The organism is Paraburkholderia sp. RL18-085-BIA-A, from assembly GCF_046027075.1.
In the GTDB taxonomy this organism is placed as follows: domain Bacteria; phylum Pseudomonadota; class Gammaproteobacteria; order Burkholderiales; family Burkholderiaceae; genus Paraburkholderia.
Genome location: NZ_JARESU010000372.1, coordinates 1 through 1,996 on the forward strand (window position 1 = coordinate 1; position 1,996 = coordinate 1,996).

Annotated in this window: 2 protein-coding genes; one reads left to right on the forward strand and one right to left on the reverse strand. The window is 57.8% G+C overall.

Going from position 1 to position 1,996, the window contains the following annotated elements; genetic code table 11:
• Nucleotides 1–121: 121 nt before the first annotated feature.
• Complete coding sequence (locus tag P0D89_RS52510; protein WP_408371035.1) at nucleotides 122–970, reverse strand: SDR family NAD(P)-dependent oxidoreductase; 849 nt, start codon at nucleotides 968–970, stop codon at nucleotides 122–124.
• Nucleotides 971–1,096: 126 nt separating this feature from the next.
• Between P0D89_RS52510 and P0D89_RS52515 the strand changes: the two genes are divergently transcribed.
• Complete coding sequence (locus P0D89_RS52515; protein WP_408371036.1) at nucleotides 1,097–1,990, forward strand: LysR family transcriptional regulator; 894 nt, start codon at nucleotides 1,097–1,099, stop codon at nucleotides 1,988–1,990.
• Nucleotides 1,991–1,996: the final 6 nt, after the last annotated feature.

The following is a 1,996-nucleotide window of genomic DNA, read 5'->3' on the forward strand; positions in this document are numbered from 1 at the left end:
CGACCCACAGCCGCCCTGTAGGCTACGATCACGAATGGCCGTTGCCCGGACAAAAGCCGACATCGCACGGTTTCATCCGACACGCTTCGCTAGTGTTCAGATTTGTATATGGCAGGACGGCTTAAATGGTAAGGGAACGATGTAACTCAGGCGGGCCACCCATCGCGTAGCGATCAGAGAGTGGCCGGCTACCGTCGATGTCGGTCACGCCGAGTGTTGCGCCGATCTCCGCGCCGATCAGCGCCCTGCCTGAAAGTGCCATCATGGACTCAAATTCATAGAGCGCGGCGATAGTGCGACCTGTAAATTGTGGAGACTCGCGCTTTTGCTTGGGGCGCTTGTCTTCGAGGAGCGTAGCGAGATAGGCGCGAGCACGTTCGGTATCTAAACCGCCCATCCAGACGGAAACCACGGCGACATTGTATGGCCGTAGCTCCTTCGCCATATCGGCCGCCATTTTGTCCGCACCTGCCTTTTGGGCGCCGTAGGCCGGGTTCTGATGGTAGCTGACGGCACCGTAGTGTCCGGTGTTGACAATCAACCCACGGCCATTGGCAATCAGAAGCGGCGCAGCATAGTAGCTAGCCACGTAGTGCGAGCGCAGGCCGACAGTAATCACATCGGCCGTATCCAACGGCTTCTGCCAGAAGCCGCCTTGAGCGGGTGCACCAACCTTTGCGGCGTTGTTCACGAGGAGATCGAGACGGCCGTGTTGACGACGGATGTCGGCGAAGAAATCTGCCACTGCCAGATCGTCTGCGTGATCGAGCACAACTCCTATTCCTGTCCCGCCTGCGCGAGACACGAGTTCGGCTGTTTCATCTACTGAACCGCCGAAGGGCGTTTCGCCCCCAGTGGCACTGCGCCCGGTGACATAGACCGTGGCCCCGGCTTCTCCAAGCGCGATCGCGATGCCCTTTCCGGCGCCTCTGCTCGCACCCGTCACCACTGCGATCATGTTTGCTGTCATCGATCCTCCTGCGCACTGCACGACGCCTTATTGCGTCGGACTGTCATCAGTTCCAGCAGTCTAGTGCCTGTCGGTTTTGTTGATTAGTGACATAATTTTGTATGAAATCATGAGTGAGACTCAACAATGAACCGCGAGGATCTGGCCGATCTGCTAACTTTTGCAACCATCGCCGAGGAATCCAGCTTCACGCGTGCAGCCGCGCGACTCGGCGTTTCCGCTTCTGCTCTCAGTCATTCCATTCGCTTGCTGGAGGCGCGCCTCGGCGTCAAGCTGCTCAATAGAACCACAAGAAACGTCGCACCGACCGCTGCGGGAGAAAAGCTGTTGAGCCGGTTGCGGCCCGCTTTCATCGAGATCGGGGCAGGCTTGACAACGCTTGCGGACAATCGAAGCCGGCCAGCAGGCCGTGTCCGTATCAGTGTTCATCGCACGGCAGCGCTTATGTTCGTCGTGCCGAAGCTCGCACAACTTCGGCGCGACTATCCTGAGGTCGTAGTTGAATTGTCGGTAGATGATTCCTTGGCAAACATCGTCGCGGCTGGCTTCGACATGGGCATCCGAAATGGCGAACTATTGGCTAAGGACATGGTGGCAGTTCGCATCGGTGCTGACTACCGAACCGCCCTGGTTGCATCGCCCTCGTACCTGAAGAACAACGCCGCGCCCCTCACTCCGGACGATGTGGCCGGCCATGCATGTCTGGGATATCAACGACCAAGTTTGAAGGCCCTCCATTTCTGGGACTTTGAGCGAGAGGGCCGATCCGTCCAGGTGCCAGTCGATCCGGTCTTTATCGCCAATGACAGCGATATCCTTATCCATGCCGCCCTAGCGGGAAACGGCCTCGCCTATGTTCTCAAAGAACAGGTGCAACCCCACCTGAAGTCAGGCACATTGACGCAAGTGTTAGAGGGATGGTCTGTCACGCTAGCGGGAAGCTTCCTCTATTATCCCGACCGACGCCAACTTCCGGTCGCTGTACGTGTCGTCATCGACTCGCTTCGTTATCGTTCTTGATTTGGT